The sequence below is a fragment of the Robiginitalea sp. genome (assembly GCF_049588695.1).
GTDB lineage: Bacteria > Bacteroidota > Bacteroidia > Flavobacteriales > Flavobacteriaceae > Robiginitalea.
In genome coordinates this window covers 1-2,835 of record NZ_JBAVZJ010000510.1, presented here as the reverse complement: position 1 = coordinate 2,835, position 2,835 = coordinate 1, and the positions used below count along the sequence as shown (strand labels likewise).

The 2,835-nt window shown below is 49.5% G+C and carries 2 protein-coding genes; one reads left to right on the top strand and one right to left on the bottom strand.

Going from position 1 to position 2,835, the window contains the following annotated elements:
* A partial coding sequence (locus WBV75_RS11805) for a T9SS type B sorting domain-containing protein (protein ID WP_424120793.1) occupies positions 1–1,308 on the top strand: 1,308 nt, incomplete at its 5' end.
* 40 nt (positions 1,309–1,348) lie between these two features.
* On the opposite strand, the gene WBV75_RS11800 is transcribed toward WBV75_RS11805, so the two are convergent.
* A complete protein-coding gene (locus WBV75_RS11800; protein ID WP_424120792.1) occupies positions 1,349–2,833 on the bottom strand; it encodes an OmpP1/FadL family transporter in 1,485 nt (494 codons plus the stop codon).
* Positions 2,834–2,835 lie beyond the last annotated feature (2 nt).

Sequence of the window (2,835 nt, the reverse complement as noted above, 5' to 3'; positions counted from 1 at the left end):
CCCCTGATCTGGGTGGCAGATGGCAGTGGGGATATCGATGATTTTGATCCGGATGTCATCCGCCAAACCGGGTGTCTTGAAAAAGGGAGTGTGGGATCGGCAAATATTGAAAACAATACCTCCTGGTTTGTCTTCCGGGCAGGAACAGACGGTCAAATTGGCTTTGATATTGAAGCATTGCCCGTAAATCCCGGAGGTACCATCACGGCAGAATGGGATTTTGCACTCTATGGCCCTGATACAGATTGCACTTCGATCAGCAATGGTACTGCCCAACCCATCCGCTGTAATTACGAAGTAAACGATACTCAGTTTACCGGGGTAGGGGTGAACCCTGAAAATGGACAGGAAGGGGCCCCTTTTGTCAAGGGGAGTCAAAACACCTACGACGAGTGGCTGGAGGTCCGGGCGGGGGAGCTCTATTATTTACTCATCAATAATTACAATACGAATTTTGACGGAGATCCGGAATCCTATATCCTGACCTTTACGGGTTCATCCGTGGATGCGGACCAGGACAACGCTCTGGATTGTACGCTCAGGGATGAATTTCTGGGACTGGACATAACAGCTTGTGCAGGGGATCCGGATATCGTCTTAAGCGCCTTAAACTCTCCGGCTGGGCCGGATATTGCGAATGTAAGCTGGTCTGTAGATATCGACCTGGATGGTACCCCGGACACTAATCTGGTTTCGGGCCCAACCGCATTTTTCTATACGGTCACCAGCCCCAATACAGGTCGTTATTTTGTCGAAATTGAAACGACCTCAGGGGGAACGATTACCGATGATATTCTTATCATCTTTTACGGGATTCCCGGCCCGGTAAGGGTCGACACTTTAAGCGACCTCTCCGATTCCAATGATGTGGAGGTGGTTGTTTTAGGGGGAGGGAGTTATGAATACTCCGTAAACGGAAGTGTGTTTCAGGATTCCCCAATCTTCAGGGACCTGCCTCCCGGGGAAAACAGCCTGGTGGTCAATGATAAAAATGGTTGCGGGACCACAGGGCCCATCCCGTTTCTGGTCATCGGTTATCCCAAGTTCTTTACGCCTAACGGAGACGGGATTAACGATACCTGGAATGTCCAGGGCCTGCAGTCGCTCACGGATCCCATTGTATTTGTCTTTGACCGCTATGGGAAATTGCTCAAACAAATGGACGAGACGAGCCCCGGGTGGGATGGTACTTTTAACGGCAGGCAACTCCCTGCATCCGACTACTGGTTTCGCTTGGAATACGGACGGGTAGAAGGCAGCGAAGTCACCGAAAACGTCCTGCGTTCCCATTTTTCCCTCAAGCGATAAGCTTAGTTCCGCCATAGGATTCCCCCCTGTTTACGCCCATCTAAAAATTCAGGGTATAGGTGAGGGTGTAAAATGAATTAATCCGCTCTACAGAGGCACTGCTTATGTCCAGGTCAAAAATGGATTGGGGAATATCCTGACGGGTTTGGCTATATGTAAAGTCCAGGCGATTTGGGCCAAAATTGAATCCCAGTCCTCCGGAATACCCCTGAAGATCGCCCCAGTCTGAATTATTTTTAAAAGGGCTTTGTTCAAAACGATAACCCCCGCGCAGGCTCAGTCGGCTAATGCGGTATTCCCCCCCGGCACGGAAGGTGGAAACAGCCCCCAATTGTTGTGAAATAAACTGGTTTTCCGAATTGAAATCGGGATCCGAGGTAGGGCGAAGTTCGGCGTTGGACATATCCTGGTAGCCATAATCAAAACTCAATAATCCCGAGGTCCCAAAAACCATGGCCAGACTCCCGGTATACCGCCCGGGTGTTTTTATGGTGTATCGCGGGAAAAGGTTGACGATGCTAAAGTCGATAAAAGTGATATCCGGATTCTTGTCCGGGAAGTCTGAATTTACCTGTTGAGACAAGTCGTCGGTGAGCTGGTACCAGGTCGGTGACTGGTAACTGGCCCCTACCCGGAAAATATCTCCTAGCCTCGCAATGGCACCCAACCCAAAGGAAAAACCAGATCCCTGGGTTCTGAGAAAATTATCGAAGGTACCAGACTGTATCGCGGATTCCTGGTCATATCCGAATTCGGTCAGGAAAGTGACGCGTTCATATAAAACGGTGTGAAAATTTAAGGAGGCACCAAAACTCAGGAAATTTTCATATTGTCCTGCAAAATTCATCGTCAGCTTGCTGTTGAAGCCATTCGTGCTCTGTACGTAATTCTGGTTTACCTGGTCGTAATCCGCATTTGAAAAGTAGGCTGTATTGTCATCTTCAAATTCCACAGGATCGATAAAGCCCGACTGGAAACCCAGGAATGCTTGTTGGGCGCCAAAACCAAGGCTTCCGCCTATATCCAGATAGGCATCTTCTATAAATTCGCCCTCCCGAACCTGTAGCGGTCCCAGGGGCACCCCCTGCGCATAATTCAGGAAATACTGGTCGATACCTACCGTAGAAGGCCCCGATATAAGTATGTCATTGTCAAAATTCTGGGCCAGGTCGTAGTTCACGGCCAGTGCGAATTTATTCCATCCAGACCCACCTCTGTTCTTAAACACCCAGACGCCCCCCGCCTGGTTGAATTCCAGGAAGCTGTTATTGGTACTGGCAAAAGACCCGTTGAAAAGCGCGTTGTTTTTTTTGTGGTGTACACTCCCGGTCATACTGAATTGTCCATTATTGAAAATAGCAGAACCTGCCGGGTTAATACTCAGGGCCGAGAGTTCTCCACCAAGGGCCCCGAAAGCGCCACCCAGGGCCTGGTATCGTGCTGTTCCCTGAACATCTTCGATGCTGAATCTCAGGACGTCATTAATCGTTTGTCCACTTGCGAATGTGCATAGGAAGAGCAGGATGA